The following is a 23,861-nucleotide window of genomic DNA, read 5'->3' as shown; positions in this document are numbered from 1 at the left end:
CTTATCAACAAGTTTAAATCGATGAGGGGATGAAGAAGATGCTGTTTAAGTATTCAAATAAATTTAGATTCATATTGATGATTATCTTTGGTTTAATTGCTAGTTTTCAAAATATTATTATGGCCAATGTTGTGCAAACACTAACTAATATTGCTACTAATAAGAACTGGGGCAAAATTACACAATTTTTGATTATTATCATTGTAGCATTAGTTGTTACCTTAATTGCAAGCCTAGTATTTAACAGATTGAAAACTAATACAATTAAGGAAACTAACACTTATTTAAGAACACATATTTTGAGTGGAATGCTAGAAGAGTCAAAAGACGAAAATAATGATAGTTTAGGATTTTTAACTAATGATTTTAAACTACTTGAAACTAATCGTTTTAATGCTCAAATTGAAATTATTATGCAGATTTTTTCGTTAGTATTAGCACTAGGCTATGCTTTAGCAGTTAATTGGCTACTTACATTACTATTCCTAGTTGGATCTTTTATTCCAATGGTTGTTTCTAATGTTTTTCAAAAGCCTATTCAAGAATCTTCTGAAAAGTGGACTAGTGCTAATAGTAAGTATGTTAATCAGACTAAAAACTTCTTAGCAGGTGTTGAAACGCTACATTTATATGATGGTCAAAATCAGGCGGTTGCTAAAAATAAACAAACAATTTCTAAGCTAGAACAAGCATTGAGTAATATGAATCTCTTAAACCTTGATACGAACTCATGGATTAATTTTGTTGGGAATATTGTTACATTTTTGATGCCATTTCTATTTGGAATTTATTTAGTTGTAAAAGGACAAACAAGTTTAGGAGCTTTATTTGCAATTGTGCAATTAGCCAATTCATTTATAAATCCAATTTTATTTATCTTAGATGATAGAAGTAAATTGTCTACTACTAAGAAGATTGTTGAGAAGGTTAATGACTTTTTAGATAAAGAAAAAGATGCAGAAAATAGAAAAGTTGTAAGTTTACAGGATTTACAAGTAGAAGATTTGATCTTAAAGAGAGATGGTAAGCAATTAGCTACTGGGATTGACTTAAACATCAAGTCAGGTAAGAAAATTGCTGTCATTGGACCATCTGGAGCAGGAAAGTCGACTTTATTGCAGTTCTTACTATATGGAAAATATGGAAAAGCAGAGGCGATTAGATTAAATGATAAGAGAGTAAAAGCTGGTACATTTCCAGACTTATTCTCATATGCAAGCCAAGCACCGGTTATTTTTGCGGATAGTCTATTGTTTAATTTGACTTTAGGAAAAAACATTTCCCCGAAAAAGGTAGAGGAAGTTTGCGATAACTTGGACTTGAGCGAATTAGTTAAAGAAAAAGGCTTTGACTATCAATTAGGAGAAGCAGCCGATAAATTATCAGGTGGACAACTAGCACGGATTGAGTTAGCAAGAGCAATTTTAATGAAGCGCCCAGTGTTATTACTTGATGAAATTAATGCTTCCCTTGATAAGAAAACTTCTGATATAATTCATAAATATTTATTAGCTTCAAAGTTAACTTTTATTGAAGTGATTCACCACTATGAGGAAGATGAATTGAAGCAATATGACGAAATACTTGACTTGAAGGAACATATTTAGATGAATTGGAAGAAAACATTATTTAGTATTGGCATTATTGTAATTATATTAGTTGGAGGATTGACAATGTTTAATGTAGCTAATCAAAAAGTTGTTAATCAGGATTATTCACTTTCTAAATTTACTAAAGTAGATATAGATATTCCAACAGGAGATGTAGTTTTAAAAGCAGGAAATAAATATCATGTTAGTTACTCTGGATTAGAAAAAAATGTCCCTAAAGTTGAGATTAAAGATAGTAAATTAAAAATTAGTTTTAAGAATCAAATTACCCACATTCGTTTATTTAACTTTAAGCAATTAAATTCTAAAATCGTCATTGAAATGCCGAAAGAACAATTAGAAAGCTTAAATGTTGATAATTCAAATGGTAATTTTAGTGCTGATTATTTAGCAGTGAAAATAGGCGATATTGATTTATCAAACGGCAATATCGATATTAAAGATTTGAAGACTAAAGATGGGATTAGTTTTGATACTTCAAGAGGAAATATTAGAGTTGAGAGCAGTAATGCGACTGGTTATGATCTAGATACTTCTCTTGGGAAAATTACAATTAGTGGTAAAAAACATGGTGATTCCTTTGAAAAGAATAGTGACTCTAGGAATGTTTTAGAAGCAGACACTTCTTTGGGTAGTATTTCAATAAATTAGAATATAAAAAAACGAATTAGCTATTTGTTGATTAAATCAACGGCTAATTCGTTTTTATTTTAGTGATTTTTTATGCCACGTTTAATGTAGTAGTTCAAGATAAATGGTGAGAGGACAGTGGTGATAATAATTACCAGGATTAAACTTGAGTAAATATCCTCTGGGAAGAGGTGGTGCGTAATTCCGATTTGAGCAACAATCAAGGCTACTTCACCACGTGATACCATCCCAGCACCAACGATGTTTCCCTCATTTTTGGTAAAGCCAAATAATTCACTTGAATATTTACCAGCCCAGAACTTAGATACGACAGCTAAAATTGTCATTACAATAATGAACCAAATATCTTTAATAAAACTAGCAAATGTCATTGAAAGACCAATATTTACAAAAAATACTGGAATAAAAATTGAATATCCAATTGCACTAACTGAAGATTGAACTTCTTTATATTGCGGAGTTTGTCTGATTGCAAGACCGCCAAAAAAGGCCCCTACAACCGCACTTAAACCTACAAAGTCAGCTGCCCAAGCCATTGATAAGGCAAGTACAAGTGATCCAATAACTACAGCATAATCGACTTCAATTTTTTCAGCTAATTTCATAAAATATGGTGCGATGAATTTGAAGATAATCCAGACTACAACAAAATAGATTACTTCAATTAATAAATTAAGAAAGAAATTATTAGTTAAACCACTTTTACCGCCTTCATGACTAAAGGTAGTAAATAAACTAAGCACAATTACTGCTAAGATATCATCAACCACAGCTGCTCCTAGAATAGCTGTACCAGCTCGGGTATGAATTTGATTAGCTTCTTGCAACACAACAACTGAAATTGAAACACTAGTAGCCGCAAATACAATTCCGATAAATAGGGCTTCAAGGAAGTTCATTCCAAATAAGTAGCTTGCAATTCCCATGAAGAAAACTGGTAGGATAACGCCAATTCCAGCAACAGTGAAACTTAGATTGAAATATTTCTTCAATAATTCTAAGTTACTTTCTAGCCCAGCTAAGAACATCAACAGAATTACACCAAACTCTGAAAAGAGCGAAATGATTTCGTTTGGCTTAACTAGACCTAAAATGGCTGGTCCTAATAAGATTCCTGATAATAATTGACCAATAACTGCTGGCATATTAAGACGAGAAAAAAGTTGTCCTAATAATGTAGTAGCCAGCAGAATTAAAATTAATTCTCCTAAAAAGTGCATTTCTTTCAACTTTCTATAACTTTGTGGCAAAATAAAAAACTTTCAAGCGCTTATTGACCCAAATAAGCAAATCTTGAAAGTTTTAAATAAAACCCAACCACTAATGAAAAATATTTAACTAAATTTTAGTTTAGCTAAAAACTTTCTTGGTTGCAAACTAGTTTTTTTATTTTTCTAATCCTGTTTGTTTAGGATTGGTTGGCTTAGTTTTAGCAAGAAGAGCAAGCAAGATAGTAATTAAGTCGACTACTTCTTGTAAAATTGCACCCCAGAATGCTGGAATGATACCGGTAAAGGCAATCAATTCAATTAAGATAACGATACAAATTGCGGTAATAATATCAACGTGGGCAACTTTCATCGTATGTTTAGAAATTGCGACAGCATCGTTAACTTTAGAAATATCATTAACCATAATAACTGCATCGGCACTTTCGCTAGCAGCGGTTGCACCTTTAGCACCCATAGCGATACTAACATCAGCAGCCATTAAACTAGGTGCGTCATTAACACCATCTCCAACCATGGCAACTGGTCTGAGATTAGGTTTAACATCTCTAATAGCCTGAATCTTTTGAGCAGGAAGCAAATCAGCGTGAACTTCGCTTTCTCTAATTCCGGCTTCTGTAGCAACTTTGTCGGCTACAGATCTACGGTCACCAGTCAGCATCATAATTTGCTTGATACCTTGACGGCGAAGACGAGCGATTGTTTCTGGGGTGTTTTTTCTGATTTGGTCTTGGAAAGTAATATATCCAGCAAATTTATTGTCAATTGAAACAAAGACAGCTGTTGATTGAACTGTGATTTTTTCTTGATCAGGATCAACGTAGGCAAGTTTACCAACTTTTACTAGTTTACCGTCTACTTCACCGCTAACACCCTTAGCAGTAGCCTCTTTTAAGTTGGTAACTGGCTTAATTAAGTTTTTATCTGTACTCTTTACTAGTGAGGTTGCGATAACGTGACTTGATTGTTGTTCAACGCTAGCTGCCAAACCTTGTAATTCTTCTTTTGAAATTGAGCTATCTTTTGCTAAAACGACTTGGTCAATAACTAGTTGGTTTTCGGTTAAAGTACCGGTTTTATCAAAAGCAAAAGTTAGGGTACGAGATAACTTTTCAAGCGTAGTACCAGACTTTACAATAATGTGGCTACGCGACATTGAACTCATGCCTGAAACCATTGCAACTGGCGCAGCAATTAACAATGGACAAGGCGAAGCAACAACCATAACTTGTGCAAAACGTAAGAAGTGACCTTGCCAACCTAGTGCTGGATTAGTTACAGCAGAAGTAATCATAGCTGCAATACCAATAATTAAAGAAATAATGGTAAATGGTACAGCGTAGCGGTCAGCCATTTTAACGAATTTAGCAGGTTTTGCTTCTGAAGACTTAACTAAGGCAACGATTGATTGATATTCAGAATCTTTAGCAGCTTTAGTAACTTTCATTTCTACTGCTGCATCCCCATTAATTGATCCTGACATTAAGTCATCGCCGACTTTTTTATCTACTGGAACTGATTCACCAGTTAATGAAGATTGGTCAAAACTAGAATTACCTTTAATGATTTCTCCATCAACAGGAACTTGACTACCTGGCTTAATTAAGACAATGTCGCCAATCTTTAAATCGTCAACTTTAACTTCTTCAATCTTGCCATTGACTAACTTATCAGCAATTCTTGGTGAGTTTTGTAATAAAGAACGTAGTTCCTTGTCTGCTTGACTGGTAGCGTAATCTTCAAGTGAGTCACCACCGGTAAGCATGATTAAAATCATCCAAGCTGCCCAATAGTCGCCAACAATCATTGTTGAAACCACGGCAATAATTGCTAAGATATCTACACCCCAGCGTCCTGATTCAAGCGTATGAATCATTTCACGGAGCATTGTAATTGCCATAAAAATTCCGAAGATATCAATTAAGATACCTGAGATTGGCCATGTACCAATTTTAGGAGCTCCACACAGAAAGTCTAAAATTGCTGCAATGACACCAATTCCGAGAATTGTGAAAAATTTCCATTGATGTCTCATTAGCTTTACCTCCAACTAAATTAACAATAATACTAAAACATTATTACTATACCACTTAATAGATTAAATTTAAGCAATTTAGCTTGTTTCGCTCGGATCGCTCTTTTTAGTAATGTCATATTTGTCATCAATTGAATGAGTTACGTAATTAAACGCCTTAATCCATTCTCTTCTTGTAAGTAATCCTTGAAAAATATTGTTGTCATTTACAACTGGAATAAAAGGATTATCAACTAAAAGATGCAGCTGCGTTTCAAGATTAGTATGGGCAAAATTGATCGTTTCGAAGTCTGTTTGCATTACGTCTTTGACTTTCAAGTCTGATAAAGGTTCGATAACGATATTATCAGGCGTTAGCATCTTATCTGTAATCATTGATAAGCTAATTAAACCAACTACTTTTTGATTCTTATCTAAAACTGGAATTTTTGAGTATTTCATTTTAGTAAGAATTAAAAATGCATGGTAGAGTGGATTTTCATCTTCTACGAATGCAATTCTGGAGGCAGGGATGATAAATGAGCCTGCTTTTTCTTCAATCAAGGATTGAATTGATGGTGAGAACATAATAATCCTTCCTATGCTTAAATAATTAATTTCTAAAATTTGTATTCCCTTTCACTTCTATTATAGGAAAGTCTTGGAAATAAGCCCATAAAAAAATCCGCGCTGGGAAAGACGCGGATTTCAGATATATAAGTATAGGATCAGTCAAAGACTGATAAATGTATTCAATCTACTTGGAGGAGTAAGAATGAAAATAAAAAGTTGGATGTTAATGCTAATAGCGATGGGGTTTTTGTTTTCCCCCGTTGCTATGGTTTATATATTAGAGGGAAAATGTGAACAAATTGTGACGTTTTTTATTAAAAAAGTTAAATTTGTTAAAAAAGCTGGGATAAATTATAAACTTGCACCCCAAAGGTTGTTTCCTAACTCATTTAGAGAGAGGAGTTTATGGTATAGCTTTTCTTCTTCAGGAGTAAAAGTGATATTATCAGAAAATTTTACAACTGGTGCGCGATTGAAGAAATATTGGAGCTGACCGGTGAAAGCAACGCCATTGCTTGATTTAATAGTTGTTAGACTATCTTTAAGAAAGTTAGTAAATTCTGAATTTGAATTTGTTTCATTAAGTAGGTCAGTTAACCTGGTCATTGTAATAATAATTTCATCTTTAGAAACCATCTTTTTCACCTTCTGCATATTTCGATAAATTTAGGAATTATTCTCTGTAAGATAATCGTATTATGAAAGCTGACTTTATACAATTGTTTTTTGATGAAAATATACAATTGGTATACTAATAATATTAAAGCGATCTCCTTAATGTATAAATCCTTTATATAAGTGTAAATAATATTGAAATATATATTTAAAAATTTCATTGATATTTATAATTGGTATGATAAAATTTAATTAGATGAAGGCGCTTTCTGAGAAATAAACTTTTAAAACTTTTTTTCTAAACTTGGAGGTAAATATCATGAAAAAGAGTAAATTATTCTTGGCGACTGCATTTATTCCTGTTATGACAGGAGCTGCATTATACTTTAACAGTAATACCGTTTCTGCTGCTACTCCCGGCTGGTATGATCCAATGCCTTGGAATTCAACAGTAGAGTGTAAAAAAGGTTATGCTTATGGTCCAAAGAATTTAAATAACGGTAAATGTAGAATTAATTGGCAAAGTGTTGCAGACAATATTGTTCAGACTGCAACTACTGGGTGGATTGGACGTCATTAAAATGGAATATCAAGAATATATCAGTTTGCTTGAAGCATTTCGATTAAGCTTGACGGCAGAAAATGATCCTGAAGTTAATAAAATAGTTGATCAAATAAATGAAACTGTTGCTAATTTAAAAACAGGGAAATATCATGCAATGGCTTTAACACAAGAAGTTTTTGAAGTAATAGATTTAGTAAATAAAGATATGGCATTCAATGGCTTAAAATTCAATTCATATCAGAGTAAGGTTTGGAATAGATTAAAGGAACAAGCATATCGAAGCTATGCAAAGGATAGGAATGCCTTGGGATTTTCTGGAGCATTTGGAGTAAGCTCTTAATTCTGGTAAAACGAATGGAAGCAGAAGTTAAAGAAGCAATTGTATTGCTTAAAAATTTAGAGTATCAATTAAAGCATGAGACATATGGAGATTTAAACAAATTTACTGATTTTGCTGAATTATATCAAGTTATTGATGAAACAATATTTGATTTACAGAATACGAAGTATGAGGGAATAACCTTATCTGTTCGAGTTGGAAAAACAATGAGCTACATCAATGATGCACTTGCTTTTAGGGGACTGCGTCTTTCTAAAAAACAATCAGAAGCATGGAATTTGTTTGTGCATCCAACAGATAAAAAATTGCAAAAGAATGAAATAATATTCAAATTAATCAATGAATTTGGTGTCTGGTGAGAAATGCAGTATCAAGAATATATCAGCTTACTCGAAGCATTTCGATTAAGTTTAACAGCTGAAAATGATCCTAACATTGTTCAAATAGTTGAACAAATAAATAAAACCGTTGCTAATCTAAAAACAGGCAAATATCACGCTGTCGCTTTAACATCACAATTATTTGATGTTGTTAGTTTAGTTGAAAATTTAATGGCGTTTAATGATTTAAAATTGAATACTTTTCAAAGCAAGGTTTGGAATAAGTTAAGAGATGCCACCTATCAAAGATATACTAAAGACGGTAACTTACTTAATTTCATTCCATTTCCTTAATAATCATCAGTACAAGAAAAGAGAATCCATAATCAGGATTCTCTTTTTTAATGCGCTAAAAAGAAAACGACCTATGCTGGGAAGTGCATAAGTCGTTTCAAGGATAGATAATCAGCCTTTAAGCTGATCTTGTTATTATTCAATCTACTTGGAGGAGTAAGAATGAAAATAAAAAGTTGGATGTTAATGCTAATAGCAGTGAATTATTATTAATCCACTACTACAATTAATATATTATAGTACAAACTAGAACCAAATATAATATACTTGCTTAATTTTTTATTTTCATATAGTAAATGGACTGTTCAGGTATAATATCGAATTAAGGAAGTTGTTTATTAGGTAGGGAAAGCTAATGAAAAGATTTTTAAAGATTCTGTTTAAACTAATCTTAATTTTGGCAATTATTGCTGGGGCTAGTTATGGCGGTTACTATGGCTATCAGCAATATCAAAAGCGAGAACAGGCAAAAGCAACGTTTACTTCTAGACCTGATGTAGAAAAGGCAAAGGATGGCACAAGCATTAGCCCAGGTCATCATAATTTGGCTTACTTTAAGAAGTTATTGAATGAAAAGTATCCTGATGTCTATAGTGCAGCATATGAAACGCCACGTGCTAGTAAAATTGGTAGCAGTGTCGTAATCCCAGGACAAGTTGTAACGCCAAGCTATGATTTCAATAAAAAGAAAATTACAGATACAGATTCGATGACTCCTCAAGGATTAACTGTAGCGGGGAAGTACTTATTAATTACAGCTTACGATTCAACACATAATCATCGCTCAGTTATTTACTGTTTAGATAAAAAAACTGGTAAATATTTGAAGACTATTCAGGTTTCTGGATCTCCGCATTTAGGTGGTATTGCTTATGATCCAACTGCTAAAAATATTTGGGTAACAGGTAGTCAAGATGATTCTTCGGCCCTAATGTCTTTTTCATTAAAGAAACTAGAGAAATACAGTTATAATAAGAAAAAGCAACCTATTCAATATGACAATGTCATTGCTTTGCCAACGATTGAAAGAGCATCTTGTGTAACTTATTATGATAATCAATTGTTTGTTGGCTTTTTTAATACAGATGGTCAAGGACAAATTGCTAGTTATCCGATTGCTCGTTCAGGGAACTTTAAGGGAACAATCACTAGTGACCAAATTAAGGCAGTAACTGGTCAAGTATCTTGGGCCTTAGGTTCTGGAAGTGCCTCAATGGATCGACAGATTCAAGGAATTGCCTTTTATCAAAATTGGATTATTTTGAGTCAGTCTTATGGAAGAAAGGATTCTAAGTTATACTTTTTCCCAATTTCAGCTTTAAACTATCTAGATGAAGGAAATGCAGAAAAAGTTGTAGTTATGCCGCCATATTTAGAACAAATTTATGTTCAAAATGGTCAGCTATTAATGTTATTTGAATCTGGTGCAAAGGCTTATGCACGTGATCAAATTATGATTGTCGATCGAATTTTATCAGCAAATATCAATGCCTTATTAGGGGGTTAAAATGGTTAAGAAGATAGCTTTTTGGGTACGATTAGCAGGCTGGAGTGGCTTGATATCAGGAAGTAGTGTTTTAATGCTGTATCAATATTCGCATAGCAGCTTGTTTTTAATAAACCTTATTACAATTGTTTTATTCTCGGCCTATGCTTTAGCAAATGCCAATGATAAAAAGTGGGAAAATCCTGATTGGCTTTTAAAGGTAATCTTAGTAGTGTTAGTGTTTGTTTCGATTTTACCGACTATTTTCTTAGGAATTGGTTATTTTATTGAAAGAAAACGTAATCAATAATAGTGAACTATCCATAACTAAGGCTATTTTTGGTATAATTACTTCTGTTCATGCTATTTTTCTAAGAAATAGTAAAAATGTTAACCTGTTTTATAACAATGTTGTAAAATTTAGAAAAAAGATTACGAGGTGTAAGCATGGCAGAAAATAAAGATAAGCAAAATAATACAAAGAAAAAAGAGATCGGCCTATTCATTGCCAAAACTCTCTTTTACTTTGCAGTGCTTGTAGTGCTAGTTTACTTGTACTCATATAGCGGCATTGGGGCTGCAAAATTTATTTATAAAGATTTCTAGAACTGAAAGGGTCGCATTAAATGATTAAAGATGTAATCAAGACAATCGATCAAATTGCTACTGAAGATCCAAAGCGGATCGCCTATGATTATCTTGGCGAAACTAATACTTATGGAGACTTGAAAGCTCGCTCAGATGCATATGCAGCTAAGATTAGCGAATTAGATCTTCCCGAAAACGCCCCAGTAATGATTTGGGGTGGTCAAACCTTTGAAATGATCGCCAGTTTTCTTGGTGCTGTAAAAGCGGGACATGCTTATATTCCAATTGCTAGTTATTCTAATAGTGAACGTTTATTAATGATTCAGGAAGTTTCTGAATCACCTTTGGTAATTGCAATTGATAAGCTTCCAATTGAAATGGATAATATCAAAGTTTTAACTCCTGAGGAAGTTTCTGACAATCACGCAGAGATTGAGCAAAGTAAATTTGTAAGTGGGGATGATAACTTCTATATTATCTTTACTTCAGGTACTACCGGTAAACCTAAGGGTGTGCAAATTAGCCATGATAACTTGCTGAGCTTTGTAAATTGGGAGTTAAATGACTTTTCACTTCCAGATCAACCTAGTTTCTTAGCACAAGCTCCATACTCTTTTGACTTATCTGTCATGAGCTTATATCCTGCTTTAACTGCAGGTGGCAAGTTAGTAGTGTTACCTCATAATGTAACTGAGAACTTAGGCCAGTTATTTAAGACTTTGCCACAATTAAAATTTAATGTCTGGGTTTCAACACCATCATTTGTAGAGATGAGCTTTTTAGATCCAACTTTTGACGCGAAGCACCACCCAGAATTAACTCATTTTTTATTCTGCGGTGAAGAATTAAGTCATAAAACAGCAAAAATGCTTAAGATGAAATTCCCAGATAGTCATATTTTCAACACTTACGGCCCTACAGAAACAACTGTTGCTGTTACTCAAGTAGAAATTACTGATGATATTTTGAGCAAGTATGATCGCTTACCAATTGGTGTTTCTAAAGAAGATACTAAAATCTCAATTGATACTTCAAAAGGTGAAGAAAAGGATCAAGGCGAAGTTATTATTGAGGGACCTAGTGTTTCAAAAGGCTATTTAAATAACCCAGAAAAGACTAAGGCTGCTTTCTTTAAAGACGGAGAGCATTCAAGCTACCGTACTGGAGATTTAGGATTTTTAGATGGCGATATGCTCTTTTATCGCGGAAGAATAGATTTCCAAGTTAAGTTCAATGGCTATCGTATTGAGCTAGAAGAAATTAACTTCTATCTCGCCAAGAACCCATTAGTGCGTTATGGCGTTGTTGCTCCTAAGTACAATAAAGACCACAAGGTTCAACAACTAGTTGCTGTAGTTGAATTAGCTGATGGAGTGCGAGAAAAGTACGATGATGCTGAATTGACTAAAAAGCTACGTGAGTCTTTAAGTCAAGATATTATGCCATATATGCTTCCTCAACGCTTTATCTATCGTGATGAAATGCCAATTTCTCAAAACGGTAAGGTAGATATTAAACAAGTAATTAAGGAGGTAAATAACGCGTGATCAACATTCAGCCATATAGTAATCCGCGTTACTTCGTCATTCTTTTTATTGCGCTTTTGCCATTAATTATTGGTTTATATCATGGTCGGCGCTTTAAGACTTATGAAGCTTTCGTTTCATTACTATTCTTGTTTTTGATGTTTAATGGTAAGGACTGGATACAGGGAGTCCAACTGATTGGATATATTATTTTCCAATTTTTAATTACTTTTGCTTATCAAAAGTATGTTAATTCTGGAAAGAATAAGACCTCTGTTTTTTGTTTAGCCGTTATCTTAGCAATTTTGCCTTTAGCAGCGGTAAAGATCGCACCATTAGCACACAATAAGACTGCTGATTTAATTGGATTCTTCGGAATTTCATATTTAACTTTTAAGACAGTGCAAGTTATTATGGAACTTCGCGATAAAACTATCAAAAAAGTTGATCCAATTACGTATGCAAGATTCCTCCTCTTCTTCCCAACTATTTCCTCAGGTCCTATTGATCGTTATCGGAGATTTAAGGAAGACTATGATAAGGCGCCAGAGAGAGACAAATATATTGAAAACCTAAAATTTGGGACAAGATATATTTTCCAAGGTTTCTTGTATAAATTTATTATTGGTTATGTCTTTGGTACTTTGTGGTTGCCGCAATTAGCTAGAGATGCACTATTTTATGGTCAAGCCAATGGTGGTCTACGTTTATCTTGGGCTCTTCTTGGTTATATGTACTGCTATAGTATGTATCTCTTCTTTGACTTTGCAGGATATTCTTTATTTGCTGTAGGTACTTCATATTTCATGGGAATTAGAACTCCGATGAACTTTAATAAACCATTTATTTCTCAAAATATTAAAGATTTCTGGAATAGATGGCATATGACTCTATCTTTCTGGTTCCGTGACTTTATCTTTATGCGTTTTACATTCTTTGCAATGAAGCATAAATTGGTAAAGAATAGAATTAGATTATCGCAACTCGCATATTTAGTAGATTTCTTAATTATGGGCTTTTGGCATGGCTTAACGTGGTACTATATCGTATATGGTATTTACCATGCTTTGGCAATTATCATCAACGATATTTGGCTAAGATTTAAGCGCAAGCACCGTAAGCAAATTCCACATAATAAGTTTACTAAGTGGTTTGCGATCTTCTTAACATTTAATGTTGTTTGTTTCAGTTTCCTAATTTTCTCAGGTTTCTTGAGTACATTATGGTTTGGCTGGAAGTAATTTATTATTTTTGAAAGGATTTTCTTAATTATGGATACAAAGCAAGCTGTTTTAGATATTTTAAATGAATTAACTGGTGAAGATTTAAGTGATCAAATGGATGAAAACATTTTTGAAAATGGTTTGTTAGATTCCATGGCAACTGTTCAAATGTTACTTGAATTACAAGATAAATGTGGTGTTACTGCACCAGTTTCAGAATTTCACCGTGAAGATTGGGACACTCCAAATAAAATCATTGCAAAGGTAGAAAGCTTAAGAAATGAGTAATAAACGCAAACTGTGGCAGATTTTTGGCCCAGTTCTTTGTGCTTTCATTTTGCTAGTGATCTTATTTTTGATTCCATGGCAAAATGGTGAAAAGTCAGATAATGCTTTATTTAAAGCTTCAGTTTCACAATCTCAGACTGTTTTTAAGGGACAATCAATTAAGCAAGCCGCTTTTGAAAAAAACTATGTTCCATTTTATGGCTCTAGTGAATTATCAAGAATGGATGCTTTGCACCCAAGTGTTTTAGCTTATAAATATAAGAGAAATTATCGACCTTTCTTATTGGGAGGACCGGGAAGTCAATCATTAACCCACTTTTTCACTATGCAAGAAACAGTAAATCAACTTTCTAATAAGAAGGCTGTATTTATTATTTCTCCGCAGTGGTTTACTAAACAGGGACAAAATCCAGCTGCTTTTGGCATGTACTTTTCTCAGCTTCAAGCTGTTGACTGGATTTTAGGTGCTAAAGATAGTGTTGCTACGCGCTATGCTGCAAGACGTTTATTAGATATGCCTGCTGGAACTGCTAGTGAAACTACGAAGTATGCTTTAATGACATTAGCTTCAGGACAAAAACTGTCTAAGTATCAAACCTTATACTTGAAGGCTAGACGTCGAATGCTAGCTAATGAGGATAACTTCTTTTCTTCTATAGGGATGACTAACAATATCCCTAAGATTCAAAAAGAAGCTGGTAAATTACCAGGTACTTACGCATATGATAATTTGCGTCAATTCGCTAATGAACAAGGTAAGCAAGGTACTACGAACAATAAATTCGGTATTTCTAATGGTTTCTTTGATAAGAAACTAAATAATAAGCACTTAAAGAAGTTAAAAGATTCCCAGCGAAGCTTTGACTACACTAAGTCGCCAGAATATGCTGACTTTGAATTAGTATTAAATGAGTTAGCTCATGAACATGTGAATGTCCTGTTTATTATTCCACCAGTTAATGAAAAATGGGCTAAGTACACCGGCTTATCTCAAACAATGTATCAAGAGTGCGTTGCTAAAATTACTAAACAACTTACTTCTCAGGGCTTTAACAATATCGCCGATTTATCAAAAGATGGTGGAAAGAAGTTCTTCATGGAAGATACGATTCACCTTGGCTGGAACGGTTGGTTAAAAGTAGATCAATATGTTAAGCCATTTATGGAAGAAAAGAACCATCCGGTTAATTACAAACTTGATAGTTACTACTTCACTAAAGCCTGGGGTAATAAATCTGACGTAAAAATGCCAAATACTAAAAGTAAGGTAGCGACAGATATAAAAAAAAACTAGCACAGGCAGGAATTATTGGTAACGTCTTGGCGATTAAGAATAATAAAGTAATTCTTAATGAGTCAACTGGCTATGCTAATATCAGTAAAAAAGTGCGTAATACGCCGAAGACTGCTTTTTTCATTAATTCAGTCAATAAAGTTTTTACTGGTACTTTAGTCATGAAACAGGTTGAGCGAAAGAAACTAAAGCTTAGTGACAAATTATCGAAATTTTATCCTCAAGTTCCGCATGCTAATCAAATAACGATTGAGCAGCTTCTAACTATGGAGGCTGGTTTACGAGGAAAAGATGAGTCAAATTATGGGACTCCTGTCTTCAAAAACAACCAAGCAGGGATTAAGTATGACATCAAGCACAATGTAATTTTTGATAAACGGCACTATAATCAACGTGTATATTCGTCAATTAATTACATTTTGTTATCAGGTATTTTGGAAAAAGTAACTCATCGTTCTTATGAAAACCTTGTGAAAGATACTTATATTAAAAAATTGGGTCTGTCTGAAACTGAGTTTTATTGGGATATTCCTAAGAATAAGCAAATTAAGGTTACAATCCCTTATACAAAGAGCTCTCAGGGATACTTAGTCCCGCACTTTATCTCAGCTGATAAGGTACATGGGGACTTAGGAGCAGGATGCTTGGTAATGTCCAATAAAGACCTGTATCGAGCTACTAGTGCTATTTTAAATGGAGAAATAATCAAACCTTCTTCGGTACAAAAAGTCTATACTCCTTCTGATCCTGCTAAGTATAATGCTGGTTTTTACAATTTCCCTGATTTTCATTCTTCAAATGGTTCTGGAGATGGTTACACAACATACTATCGAATTTCTAATGATACAAGGGATGTATTAGTGATTCAGTCTAATTATCCGGTTAAGGATTATTTTAAAGTAAGACAGATGTGTAATGATCTTATGGAAAATTTGATAAAGGCTGCTTCATAGAGATGGAAACATGTTTTCCATCTCTTTTTTGCCATTTAAGCATCGCTAAAACTGGTTGTGTAAGTAAGATTGCTGTGCTAAGATTTACCTGTACCGTTGTAACAAAGTGCGTTTTCTACGGTAGCGAAAACGTCGCTTTTTATTTGGTCAGAATAACGGTACCTAACACTGTGTGAGCCTGATTCCGATGTTGGTGGAATTAGGCTTTTCTTATGAAATTAGATAAAATAAAAGATCGCTATTTAGCGATCTTTTTCTTGTTATAGGCATTAATCATTGCAAATAGAAGGACGGAAATTAAAACTAGAATGGTACAAAAGATAAATAAAACTAAGTAAGAAAAATTATCAATTACTAAGGCACCAATTAGTGGTCCCAAAGCACGGCCAGCTGAAGTAACTGATTGGACAATACCTTGATATTTTCCCTTATCTTTATTACTTGCCCGATCATTAACAAAAGTGGAGACAGCAGGAAAGGCTAAAATTTCTCCGCAAGTAAGGACAGCCATAGCTAAGACAAAGCTGAAATAGTGATTTGCTCCGATTAGCAACAAGAAAGCTAGTCCAAATAGACTAAAGCCAATATATAAACGACCGTGTAAGTGCTGAGTTAGCCAATCGTCGAAGTAAGTTAAAAGAGGTTGAATGAGTACGATTAAAACAGCATTTAAAGTCCAAAGCAAACTGTATAAACGCACACTCATATGTAAGCCTAACATGTAGGAAGAAATGTTCGAGTTCCATTGCTCATATGCAATCCACGCTGCTAGAACACAAATTAAGATAGAGAAAATAGCTTTTTTTGCACCATAGGGAATTTTTTCTTGATATTCTGATTCAGCTACTTTTTTACCTTTTGCAGCATGAGCCTGATTTAAACCGCGATATTCAAGAAAAACCACGATACTTAAGAATGCAAACATAATAAAGGCAAGTAGAAAAATATAAGTAATACCAAAGGGTAAAATAAATCCAACCATTAACGAGCCAAATACTAGTCCTAGGTTTTGTGTAAAATATAAAACATTAAAAACATAAGAAGCATTTCGACTCCTAATTAGAGTAGCGATAGAATTTAGACCAGTAACTACGATCCCATTCCCTAAGCCTAGAGTAATTAACAAGATTGGATATGCTGGCCAGCCATGAAAGAGGACTAATAAAAAAGTGGATAGTGTAGAAATGCTTACACCAGTTAAAAGCGTTTGATATGGATGCCACTTATCAAATAAAAAGCCACCTAGTGCATTTCCTACCATTGTAAAAGCTGAGTTAATAAATAATACAATACCAGCTATAGTAAGAGACTCATGAAGATAATTGTGAATATAAATTGTAGTTAGTGGCCAAATAAAACTAACGCCAGTATTGATGATTAAAGAACCAGCAAATAGCCAAATTAACTTAATAGGGTCTAGCGCATGCTTTTTTAACATGGGTGTTCCTCCTTTTAAATTAAGATTTATCGTATAAAAAGAAGCTGACGTTTGTCAGCTTCTTTTTAATAATGCTACTTTCATTTTGACCTAAGATAGTCTTTTATGCAATCCATATTAAGCATCGCCGTTCATCCAGCTGCTATTAAAATTACGAAGAACTTCATCTGCTGGAAAAGCATCTTTTCCTGTATGCTTTATTGCTTCATGAACTTGCTTTTGTGTTAAATGATCGCAGATATAATATTTAATTGCTTCATTAATTACTGAGTCCCAATCCTTTTCGGAACGATTTAAGTAGTAATTGAGTAGACGGTCAGTTTCATCATTAATAGAAAAACTTCGTTTAGCCATAATTTTTCTCCCTTGTTATCTTCTTTATCATTATATCATGTTCTCTATCGAATCAATGATTCCCGAATTTTGTATTTTTTGCGATATTTTAATGAAAAATGATAGGTTTCTTTTTATATTTAATTTAAACTAAAGGTTAGACTTAAAGAACTAAGGATTAGAGAAATATGGAGAAAATAATTTTTAAAACTATCGTTCGACTTCGGAGACTAGCGTTTTTTAGAGTAGCAGATCGAACTTTGATGATGCTAATGCCTTTGGCCGTTGTCGGAAGTATTTTCCAATTTTTATGGCAGAGTGTTTTTTCACCTACAAGTTTGATATCAAATATTTTCTATTTTGATAAATGGTTGCCTGACCATTTGTTTAATGCGGCATGGTATTCCTGTCAAGGCGTTACCAGTGTAATATTTGGCACTTTTGGTTTGTTTACCGCCTATTTTTCAGCTCAGTATACTGCTCGTCTTTATCAAAAAGATGCTCAAATGGCTGGAGTTTCAGGAATGTTAGCCTTGCTTTTGTGTGCGTATCGTTTTAGGGACACGAGAGATTTTCAGCTTTCTTTTAATTGGCGTTTTTTAAATATTAATAGCTTTTTATTTGCCCTTTTAATAGGTTTTGGTACTGGGCTTATTTTTAGACTTTTAGGAGTTGAGTATCACCATCGGCATACAGAGAGCGCACAGCAAATTAAGCAAAGAGCCTTTGATTCTTTCCGTCCAATGCTTGCAACTTGGGTAATTGGCTTAATAGTTGGAATTTTAACTAGTTTGGTGCATGTGCGTGTAGTAGCAACTAATTTTTATCAATTTTTCCAAAATCAAGGTCAGAATAATTTAAACTTAGGAGTATTTATTCCTTTATTGCTCTTGGCACTTCTACTTAATTGGCTAGGAATTGGTCAACCTTTAGCATCTTTGACGGCAGGTAGCGATAGTGCGACTAATGTTGCCAATCTGAACTATGCTTTAACTCATGGTTCAAGCTGGAATGTACCTAATCCTTATATTGGTAATTCTTTATATCAATCTTATGGAAAATTTGGCGGTAGCGGTTTAACTTTAGTTTTATTAATTGGTATTTTAATTTTTATTAAAAAAAGCAGCATTGTTAGAGTGGCACGCTGGAGCTTTATACCGACATTATTCGGTTCTAATCAGGGTGCTTTTCTAGGTATACCTATTATGCTTAATCCACTATTTTTATTTCCATATGTAATTTTGCCAGTTATGAATATGCTTTTAGCTGCTAGCATGATTGCAGTCCATTTGGTTCCAGCTTCGGCTTATAATGTCTTATCTGGCACACCAGGCCCCTTAGTAGCATTTATTGCTACAAATGGAACGTGGCAAGCTTTAGTATTTTCGATGTTACTCTTTGCTTTGGATATTTTGTTATATTTACCGATCATTAAAATGTCTAAGGATGTCCAGGATGAAATTGATTTGTTAAATGATAAGGAGGCGGGGTATAAACATGTTAAATAAAAAAAGGGTGTCAAAAAACCGCCTACTTTTACTAGGAACATTTATTTTTTTAATAGTTTTGTCCATTCCTACTTTTTTCTGGATCAAAAGTGCCAATCATGATTTAGCTGAAAGAAAAAAATCACAAATGTCACCAGTCATTATGATTCCGGGCTCTAGTGCTACGACTGAACGATTTAATGAATTAGTTAATTTACTGAATAAAGATACTTTTAAAAAGCATAGTTTATTGAAAATTCAAGTAAAAAAGGATGGAACGCTGAAATATAGTGGAAAAATCAACCGTAATGATAATGAGCCTTTTATTGTTGTAGGTTTTGAAAACAATCATGATGGCTATGCTAATATCAAAAAACAAGCTGGTTGGTTTGATGAAGCATTTGCGCAACTTAGTCAGCAGTACAAATTTAATAATTTTAAGGCCTTTGGACATTCTAATGGGGGATTGATTTGGACTTATTGGCTAGAAAATTATTATGACGATTATAGTGATGAAATTCGGATCAAGAAATTAATGACCTTAGGTACTCCGTATAACTTTAATGAAAGTAATATTGATCATAAGACTGAAATGTTAAATGATTTTATTAAGAATCGAAAGAAAATACCACAGAACTTAGATGTATATTCTGTATCAGGCGGACAGAATTATGAATCTGATGGGTTGGTTCCAGAAAGTAGTGTAGCTGCAGGAAAATATATTTTCCAAAATCAAGTAAAACATTATACTACGATGACTGTTACTGGAGCTGATGCTCAGCACTCATCATTACCGCAGAATAAGCAAGTAGTTCAGCTAATTGAACAATACTTGCTTGAAAGCACTATTGGAGATAACACGCAAGGAAATGGTCAAAGACCAAGAGGAAGTCAAAAAAAGCAAGACCAAAAGTTAAATAATTAAAAGATTGGAAAAATAATAAAAACAAATAATTTAGAAACAAATCTGACATATTAATTCACAAATTATTTAAGCACAATGCACTTTGAATAGCGTATTGTGCTTATTTTGTTCACAAATTAAAATAATCTGTGGAAAAAACATGATATAATATTTGGCTTTCTGTGGATAACCTGTTATAATAAAAAACGTGAGTAGTTAGCACTCATTAGTTACAAGTGCTAAAATTTTTGAGAATATGAGGAGTGTGTAAAGCATGGCATACTTTGACAATGGAAACTACAATTTTGATGATTTGTTTAATGAATTAAACAGAGACTTTTTCAATGATGGAAGAATGACCAATGGTCAACAACCAATGAGATATAGTGCTGGTCAAGCACCTCAACAAGGAGCACAAAATGGCCAACAACAAAAGGAAAAGCCAATTGGTGTTGATTTAACTGAACAAGCTAAAAAGGGTAAATATGATCCTGTCATTGGACGTACAGCTGTTATTGACCAAGTTATTGAAATTTTAAGTAGACGTAAGAAGAACAATCCTGTTTTAACTGGACCTGCTGGTGTTGGTAAAACTTCAGTAGTTGAAGGCTTAGCTCAAAGAATCGTTGATGGAGACGTTCCTGAAAAACTTAAGAACGCCCACATTATTGAGTTGAACATTAATGAGTTAGTTGCAGGTACTTCTCTTCGTGGTAGTTTTGAAGAAAAATTAAAGAAGATTATTGATAAAGCTAAGGGTGACAAGAATGTTATTCTCTTTATCGATGAATTACATAATATTGTTGGGGCAGGTTCTACTGACTCAGAAAACAATTCTGGGGATGCTGCTAATATTTTGAAACCAGCATTAGCAAGTGGTGAAATTCGTCTGATTGGTGCAACTACTACTAGTGAGTACCAACAAATCGAAAAGGATCCAGCTTTAGCTAGAAGATTCCAACCAGTTCAAGTACCAGAGCCAACGATTGAAGATGCTGTTCAAATTTTGAAAGGCTTAGCTCCAAGATATGAGAAGTATCACAATGTAAAATACGATCCAGAAGCATTAAAGCTTGCTGCTGAACTTTCAAATCGTTACATCAATGATCGTCATTTACCAGATAAGGCCATTGATTTAATGGATGAAGCTGGTGCTAAGAAGTCCTTAGGGATGGATCAAAAGGATGAAACTTCAATCAAGAATAAGATTCATGCCTTAGAAGGTAAAAAGGCAGAAGCAGCTAAAAATGAAAAATATGATGAAGCTGCTAAGCTTAAGAAAGAAATTGAAGACCTCAAGAAAGATCTCAAGACTGCGGGTAAAGCTAGTGAACTTAAAGTTACACCAGAAGATATGTACTCTTTGATTCAAACTAAGACTGGTATTCCAATGAGTGAAATTAATGCAAATGAAGCTCAAAAGAACGCTAACTTAGCTGCTGACTTGAAGAAGGTTGTCATTGACCAAGATAAGGCCATTGATATCATCACTGATGCAATTGCTCGTAAGCAAGTATTTAAGGATTCTAACCGTCCAACTGGTTCATTCTTACTTACTGGTCCTACTGGTGTTGGTAAGACTGAATTGGCTAAGCAGTTAGCAATTAAGTTGTTCGGTAAGGCTGATGCCTTAGTACGTTTGGATATGTCAGAATACCAAGACCAAATGGCTGTTAACAAGTTAATTGGTTCAGCACCAGGTTATGTTGGTTATGGTGAAGGCGGACAATTGACTGAAAAGATTCGTCACCAACCATATTCTTTGATCTTGCTTGACGAAATTGAAAAGGCAAACCCACAAGTCTTCAATGCCTTACTTCAAATTATGGATGATGGTCGCTTGACTGACGCACAAGGTAGAACAATTTCCTTCAAGGATACTATCATCATCATGACTTCAAACGCTGGATACTCTGATAAGTTACTTAAGGGTGACGATCAAGATGCTTTACGTAAGGCACTTGAAGTTTACTTCAGACCAGAATTCTTGAACCGTCTTGATGCAATTGTGCCATTCAATTCATTGACTAGCGAAGATATGCTTAAGATCTTAGATCTTTACCTAGCTAAGATGGAGAAATCACTTGCTAAGAGAAACATCAAACTTCATGTTACTGCTGATGCTAAGAAGTACTTGGCTAAGAAGGGATATGATAAAGAATTCGGTGCTCGTCCATTGAGAAGAGTTGTTGAACAAGATCTTGAAACCCCAGCTGCTAAGTTAATTGTTTCTAAGCCTGATACTAAGGAAGTTAAGTTCACCATCGACGATAAGCACTTATACTTAAATGGTGAAGTACTTGAAGACGTATTGTTTGATAAAGAAACACGCGAACAAGAAAAGAAAGACGTTAAAGAAGCTGAAAAAGCTGATAAAAAAGAAAATAAATAGTTAATACTATTTTGCTTGAAAAGAGACGGTGGATTAATTCACCGTCTCTTTTTTTTAATTAATTTTAATTATAGGGTAGAATTCCCGACAAAATCAGGTATAATAATTAAAAATAAATTAAGGAGAATTGGAATGAAAAGTTTCTTTAAGAAAGTTCCAGTAAATACTTTTTTAAAAGCGGATTCTCGCTTAACTAGACATTTAAATGCACGTGATTTAGTTGCACTGGGAATTGGGGCAGTTATTGGAACAGGCATTTTTATTTTACCTGGTCATGAAGCCGCTCAACATGCTGGACCTGCTGTTGCGATTTCGTTTTTGCTAGCGGCAATTGTTTCTGGTATGGTTGGAATGGCATACGCTGAGTTCTCCTCTGCTATGCCAGTGGCTGGATCTGCTTATTCTTTTGGCTCAGTGATTTACGGAGAAATTGTGGGTTGGATAATCGGATGGGGACTACTATTAGAATATTTCTTGGCTGTTTCTGCCGAAGCAACAGGTTTTGCTTCTTATTTTAATAATAATATTTTGGCGCCAATTGGTATTCATTTGCCTAAGGCTCTTGAAGCGGGACCAATGGAGGGCGGAGTAATTAATCTTTCTGCAGTCTTGATTGTCTTGATTGTAGCTCTAATTTTATATCAAGGCGCTAATTTATCGAAACGGGTAGAAAACATAGCAGTAATTATTAAGGTTGCTATTATCATTTTGTTTATTGTGATTGGACTTTTCTATATTAAGGCAGAAAATTATGTTCCTTTTTATCCTAAAAAATTTCAAACTCCGCCATTAGGAATGGGTGGAATTTCTACAGCAGCAGCGACAGTATTCTTTGCTTTCATTGGCTTTGACGCTTTAGCAGCTAATAGTGCTGAAACTAAAGATCCTGCTAAAAATGTAGTTAAAGGAATTATGGGAACAGTAATTATTGCAGTATTACTTTATGTTAGTTTTTCTTTAGTTTTGACTGGGATGGTCAACTATAAGCGATTAAATGTTGACGATCCAGCGGCATATGCACTAAAAGTTGTCGGATTAACTGCTTGGAATAAGTTAATCACAGTTGGGGCGTTGGTAGGAATTTTTACGGCAATGATTACAATGCTACTAGGTGGATCAAGATTACTCTATGCTTTAGGAAGAGATGGATTATTACCTGACTCAATGGGGAGTGTACATGCTAAAAAGATGATTCCTGATCATGCTGTAATCGTTTCTACTATAGTAGCAGCTATTTTTGCTGGGTTAGTCCCATTGATGGAATTAGCGTCTTTAATAAATGCTGGCACTTTAATTGCTTTTGCTTTAATATCTTTTGGAATTATTCCGCTTCGTCATAGAAAAGATATTGTAAATAAGGGATTCAAAATGCCATTTTATCCGGTTTTACCAATAATATCTGGATTGCTGAGCGTATATTTCATCTGGATGCTGCCAAAAATGACAAAAATTATGGTAGGAATTTGGTTAATAGCTGGAATAGTTGTATATGTAACGTATGGTGTAAGACATTCTAAATTACAAAAACAATAAAAGGTCTCACAAAATGAGACCTTTTTTAGCACTCTAAAAAAATATTGCTAATTTTTAGAAAAAAGGGGTTGACGAAAAGGAGAAAAGTCTGTAAAGTAATACATGCTGTTTGAGGCAAGCAAGAAGCAGAGCGAGGAGGCAAAGC

At 34.0% G+C, this 23,861-nt stretch carries 24 protein-coding genes and 1 other annotated feature; of the genes, 18 read left to right on the top strand and 6 right to left on the bottom strand.

Features of this window, described 5'->3' with window-relative positions; translation table 11 throughout:
- Positions 1-29: 29 nt before the first annotated feature.
- Positions 30-1,607 carry an ABC transporter ATP-binding protein gene (locus AB5359_RS08470; RefSeq protein ID WP_048685428.1) on the top strand — a complete coding sequence of 526 codons (1,578 nt, stop codon included), beginning with the start codon at positions 30-32 and terminating at the stop codon, positions 1,605-1,607.
- Complete coding sequence (locus AB5359_RS08465) at positions 1,608-2,261, top strand: DUF4097 family beta strand repeat-containing protein (protein WP_048685431.1); 654 nt, start codon at positions 1,608-1,610, stop codon at positions 2,259-2,261.
- Positions 2,262-2,320: 59 nt separating this feature from the next.
- Here AB5359_RS08465 and AB5359_RS08460 read toward each other — a convergent pair whose 3' ends face one another.
- The 4 genes from AB5359_RS08460 to AB5359_RS08445 all read right to left on the bottom strand — a co-directional run bounded on the left by AB5359_RS08460 (position 2,321) and on the right by AB5359_RS08445 (position 6,713).
- Complete coding sequence (locus AB5359_RS08460; protein WP_039158111.1) at positions 2,321-3,481, bottom strand: cation:proton antiporter; 1,161 nt, start codon at positions 3,479-3,481, stop codon at positions 2,321-2,323.
- 48 nt (positions 3,482-3,529) lie between these two features.
- Positions 3,530-3,580: a sequence feature (sodium ion sensor (DUF1646 type); this cis-regulatory element may regulate processes involved in with the transportation of sodium ions), on the bottom strand.
- A 67-nt stretch (positions 3,581-3,647) separates the two neighbouring features.
- Positions 3,648-5,525 (bottom strand): heavy metal translocating P-type ATPase, encoded by a 1,878-nt coding sequence (locus tag AB5359_RS08455; RefSeq protein ID WP_368279788.1) that lies wholly within the window; start codon positions 5,523-5,525, stop codon positions 3,648-3,650.
- A gap of 78 nt (positions 5,526-5,603) precedes the next feature.
- On the bottom strand, positions 5,604-6,092 hold the full coding sequence (gene cbpB, locus AB5359_RS08450; RefSeq protein ID WP_003649819.1) for a cyclic-di-AMP-binding protein CbpB: 489 nt from the start codon (positions 6,090-6,092) through the stop codon (positions 5,604-5,606).
- A 336-nt stretch (positions 6,093-6,428) separates the two neighbouring features.
- On the bottom strand, positions 6,429-6,713 hold the full coding sequence (locus tag AB5359_RS08445; protein ID WP_048685356.1) for a hypothetical protein: 285 nt from the start codon (positions 6,711-6,713) through the stop codon (positions 6,429-6,431).
- A gap of 298 nt (positions 6,714-7,011) precedes the next feature.
- Between AB5359_RS08445 and AB5359_RS08440 the strand changes: the two genes are divergently transcribed.
- From AB5359_RS08440 to AB5359_RS08385, 12 genes are all read left to right on the top strand, one after another.
- Positions 7,012-7,272, top strand: a complete 261-nt coding sequence (locus AB5359_RS08440; protein ID WP_048685354.1) for a hypothetical protein — start codon at positions 7,012-7,014, stop codon at positions 7,270-7,272.
- A gap of 1 nt (position 7,273) precedes the next feature.
- On the top strand, positions 7,274-7,597 hold the full coding sequence (locus AB5359_RS08435) for a hypothetical protein (RefSeq protein WP_003650897.1): 324 nt from the start codon (positions 7,274-7,276) through the stop codon (positions 7,595-7,597).
- A gap of 14 nt (positions 7,598-7,611) precedes the next feature.
- Positions 7,612-7,956: a hypothetical protein gene (locus AB5359_RS08430; protein WP_003650899.1), complete on the top strand. Its 345-nt coding sequence runs from the start codon at positions 7,612-7,614 to the stop codon at positions 7,954-7,956.
- A gap of 3 nt (positions 7,957-7,959) precedes the next feature.
- Positions 7,960-8,271, top strand: coding sequence for a hypothetical protein (locus AB5359_RS08425; protein WP_048685350.1), 312 nt, complete (start codon positions 7,960-7,962; stop codon positions 8,269-8,271).
- A gap of 355 nt (positions 8,272-8,626) precedes the next feature.
- Positions 8,627-9,778: a YncE family protein gene (locus tag AB5359_RS08420; RefSeq protein WP_368279785.1), complete on the top strand. Its 1,152-nt coding sequence runs from the start codon at positions 8,627-8,629 to the stop codon at positions 9,776-9,778.
- Between the two features lies 1 nt (position 9,779).
- A complete protein-coding gene (locus AB5359_RS08415) occupies positions 9,780-10,067 on the top strand; it encodes a hypothetical protein (RefSeq protein ID WP_048685496.1) in 288 nt (95 codons plus the stop codon).
- A gap of 137 nt (positions 10,068-10,204) precedes the next feature.
- Positions 10,205-10,363, top strand: coding sequence for a teichoic acid D-Ala incorporation-associated protein DltX (locus AB5359_RS08410; protein ID WP_003649824.1), 159 nt, complete (start codon positions 10,205-10,207; stop codon positions 10,361-10,363).
- A 20-nt stretch (positions 10,364-10,383) separates the two neighbouring features.
- Complete coding sequence (gene dltA, locus AB5359_RS08405) at positions 10,384-11,892, top strand: D-alanine--poly(phosphoribitol) ligase subunit DltA (RefSeq protein WP_003650904.1); 1,509 nt, start codon at positions 10,384-10,386, stop codon at positions 11,890-11,892.
- Positions 11,889-13,112, top strand: coding sequence for a D-alanyl-lipoteichoic acid biosynthesis protein DltB (gene dltB, locus AB5359_RS08400; protein WP_003649826.1), 1,224 nt, complete (start codon positions 11,889-11,891; stop codon positions 13,110-13,112). Before dltA ends, dltB begins: the two co-directional genes overlap by 4 nt.
- Positions 13,113-13,142: 30 nt before the next feature.
- Positions 13,143-13,382, top strand: coding sequence for a D-alanine--poly(phosphoribitol) ligase subunit DltC (gene dltC, locus AB5359_RS08395; protein WP_003648200.1), 240 nt, complete (start codon positions 13,143-13,145; stop codon positions 13,380-13,382).
- A complete protein-coding gene (dltD, locus tag AB5359_RS08390) occupies positions 13,375-14,676 on the top strand; it encodes a D-alanyl-lipoteichoic acid biosynthesis protein DltD (RefSeq protein ID WP_003650905.1) in 1,302 nt (433 codons plus the stop codon). The genes dltC and dltD overlap by 8 nt, the downstream gene beginning before the upstream one ends.
- A 26-nt stretch (positions 14,677-14,702) precedes the next feature.
- Positions 14,703-15,629 carry a serine hydrolase gene (locus tag AB5359_RS08385; protein WP_048685503.1) on the top strand — a complete coding sequence of 309 codons (927 nt, stop codon included), beginning with the start codon at positions 14,703-14,705 and terminating at the stop codon, positions 15,627-15,629.
- 238 nt (positions 15,630-15,867) lie between these two features.
- On the opposite strand, the gene AB5359_RS08380 is transcribed toward AB5359_RS08385, so the two are convergent.
- Positions 15,868-17,067 (bottom strand): MFS transporter, encoded by a 1,200-nt coding sequence (locus AB5359_RS08380; RefSeq protein WP_048685504.1) that lies wholly within the window; start codon positions 17,065-17,067, stop codon positions 15,868-15,870.
- Positions 17,068-17,184: 117 nt separating this feature from the next.
- Complete coding sequence (locus AB5359_RS08375) at positions 17,185-17,421, bottom strand: hypothetical protein (protein WP_003649831.1); 237 nt, start codon at positions 17,419-17,421, stop codon at positions 17,185-17,187.
- A 167-nt stretch (positions 17,422-17,588) separates the two neighbouring features.
- On the opposite strand from AB5359_RS08375, the gene AB5359_RS08370 reads away from it, so the two are divergent.
- The 4 genes from AB5359_RS08370 to AB5359_RS08355 all read left to right on the top strand — a co-directional run bounded on the left by AB5359_RS08370 (position 17,589) and on the right by AB5359_RS08355 (position 23,716).
- A complete protein-coding gene (locus AB5359_RS08370) occupies positions 17,589-18,908 on the top strand; it encodes a PTS transporter subunit EIIC (protein WP_048685506.1) in 1,320 nt (439 codons plus the stop codon).
- Positions 18,898-19,812 (top strand): alpha/beta hydrolase, encoded by a 915-nt coding sequence (locus AB5359_RS08365; protein ID WP_048685509.1) that lies wholly within the window; start codon positions 18,898-18,900, stop codon positions 19,810-19,812. The genes AB5359_RS08370 and AB5359_RS08365 overlap by 11 nt, the downstream gene beginning before the upstream one ends.
- A 253-nt stretch (positions 19,813-20,065) precedes the next feature.
- Positions 20,066-22,183 (top strand): ATP-dependent Clp protease ATP-binding subunit, encoded by a 2,118-nt coding sequence (locus AB5359_RS08360; RefSeq protein ID WP_020807620.1) that lies wholly within the window; start codon positions 20,066-20,068, stop codon positions 22,181-22,183.
- Positions 22,184-22,315: 132 nt separating this feature from the next.
- Positions 22,316-23,716, top strand: a complete 1,401-nt coding sequence (locus tag AB5359_RS08355) for an APC family permease (protein ID WP_368279784.1) — start codon at positions 22,316-22,318, stop codon at positions 23,714-23,716.
- Positions 23,717-23,861 lie beyond the last annotated feature (145 nt).

The sequence above is a fragment of the Lactobacillus sp. RTP31084st1_F9_RTP31084_210423 genome (assembly GCF_040919545.1).
GTDB lineage: Bacteria > Bacillota > Bacilli > Lactobacillales > Lactobacillaceae > Lactobacillus > Lactobacillus paragasseri.
This window is presented reverse-complemented; position numbering and strand designations above follow the sequence as displayed.

Coding starts and splice junctions, on each gene's coding strand:
- AB5359_RS08410 (WP_003649824.1), top strand. CDS start 10,205: ATGGCAGAAAATAAAGATAAGCAAAATAATACAAAGAAAAAAGAGATC.
- AB5359_RS08380 (WP_048685504.1), bottom strand. CDS start 17,067: ATGTTAAAAAAGCATGCGCTAGACCCTATTAAGTTAATTTGGCTATTT.
- dltC (WP_003648200.1), top strand. CDS start 13,143: ATGGATACAAAGCAAGCTGTTTTAGATATTTTAAATGAATTAACTGGT.
- AB5359_RS08370 (WP_048685506.1), top strand. CDS start 17,589: ATGGAGAAAATAATTTTTAAAACTATCGTTCGACTTCGGAGACTAGCG.
- AB5359_RS08460 (WP_039158111.1), bottom strand. CDS start 3,481: ATGCACTTTTTAGGAGAATTAATTTTAATTCTGCTGGCTACTACATTA.
- AB5359_RS08465 (WP_048685431.1), top strand. CDS start 1,608: ATGAATTGGAAGAAAACATTATTTAGTATTGGCATTATTGTAATTATA.
- dltD (WP_003650905.1), top strand. CDS start 13,375: ATGAGTAATAAACGCAAACTGTGGCAGATTTTTGGCCCAGTTCTTTGT.
- AB5359_RS08425 (WP_048685350.1), top strand. CDS start 7,960: ATGCAGTATCAAGAATATATCAGCTTACTCGAAGCATTTCGATTAAGT.
- dltA (WP_003650904.1), top strand. CDS start 10,384: ATGATTAAAGATGTAATCAAGACAATCGATCAAATTGCTACTGAAGAT.
- AB5359_RS08365 (WP_048685509.1), top strand. CDS start 18,898: ATGTTAAATAAAAAAAGGGTGTCAAAAAACCGCCTACTTTTACTAGGA.
- AB5359_RS08455 (WP_368279788.1), bottom strand. CDS start 5,525: ATGAGACATCAATGGAAATTTTTCACAATTCTCGGAATTGGTGTCATT.
- AB5359_RS08440 (WP_048685354.1), top strand. CDS start 7,012: ATGAAAAAGAGTAAATTATTCTTGGCGACTGCATTTATTCCTGTTATG.
- AB5359_RS08430 (WP_003650899.1), top strand. CDS start 7,612: ATGGAAGCAGAAGTTAAAGAAGCAATTGTATTGCTTAAAAATTTAGAG.
- cbpB (WP_003649819.1), bottom strand. CDS start 6,092: ATGTTCTCACCATCAATTCAATCCTTGATTGAAGAAAAAGCAGGCTCA.
- AB5359_RS08355 (WP_368279784.1), top strand. CDS start 22,316: ATGAAAAGTTTCTTTAAGAAAGTTCCAGTAAATACTTTTTTAAAAGCG.
- AB5359_RS08470 (WP_048685428.1), top strand. CDS start 30: ATGAAGAAGATGCTGTTTAAGTATTCAAATAAATTTAGATTCATATTG.
- AB5359_RS08420 (WP_368279785.1), top strand. CDS start 8,627: ATGAAAAGATTTTTAAAGATTCTGTTTAAACTAATCTTAATTTTGGCA.
- AB5359_RS08445 (WP_048685356.1), bottom strand. CDS start 6,713: ATGGTTTCTAAAGATGAAATTATTATTACAATGACCAGGTTAACTGAC.
- AB5359_RS08360 (WP_020807620.1), top strand. CDS start 20,066: ATGGCATACTTTGACAATGGAAACTACAATTTTGATGATTTGTTTAAT.
- AB5359_RS08375 (WP_003649831.1), bottom strand. CDS start 17,421: ATGGCTAAACGAAGTTTTTCTATTAATGATGAAACTGACCGTCTACTC.
- AB5359_RS08435 (WP_003650897.1), top strand. CDS start 7,274: ATGGAATATCAAGAATATATCAGTTTGCTTGAAGCATTTCGATTAAGC.
- AB5359_RS08415 (WP_048685496.1), top strand. CDS start 9,780: ATGGTTAAGAAGATAGCTTTTTGGGTACGATTAGCAGGCTGGAGTGGC.